Consider the following 305-nt stretch of genomic DNA (forward strand, 5'->3'; position numbering starts at 1 on the left):
CCGCTGAGGATGACCCGGTCGCTGGCGCTGGCGCTGTCGCCCAGGAAGGTGCCCAGGCGCAGGAGACCGTTGTTGCCCACGTAAGGACCGTTGACGGTGAGCGTCGTGCCGGGTGTCGCACCGATGAGGGAAACGGTGCCGGCGTTGGCGAGGCCAGCGATGCTCTGGCTGAAGCCGGCAAGGTCGAGCGTGGCCCCTGCGGCCACGCTGTGGGCAGAGGCCGGGCTGAAGGTGTTGCCAGCGCCGGCGCGCAGGGTGCCCTCGGTGACGGCGGTGGCACCGCCGTAGCTGTTGGCGCCCGAGAG

Annotated in this window: 1 protein-coding gene; it reads right to left on the reverse strand. The window is 71.5% G+C overall.

The annotated features are described in order from the left end of the window. The coding region (locus APY03_RS15655) for an autotransporter outer membrane beta-barrel domain-containing protein (RefSeq protein WP_157103410.1) at positions 1-305 on the reverse strand (305 nt) is incomplete at both ends.

It is taken from the genome of Variovorax sp. WDL1 (assembly GCF_001541225.1).
Taxonomy (GTDB): Bacteria; Pseudomonadota; Gammaproteobacteria; order Burkholderiales; family Burkholderiaceae_C; genus Variovorax.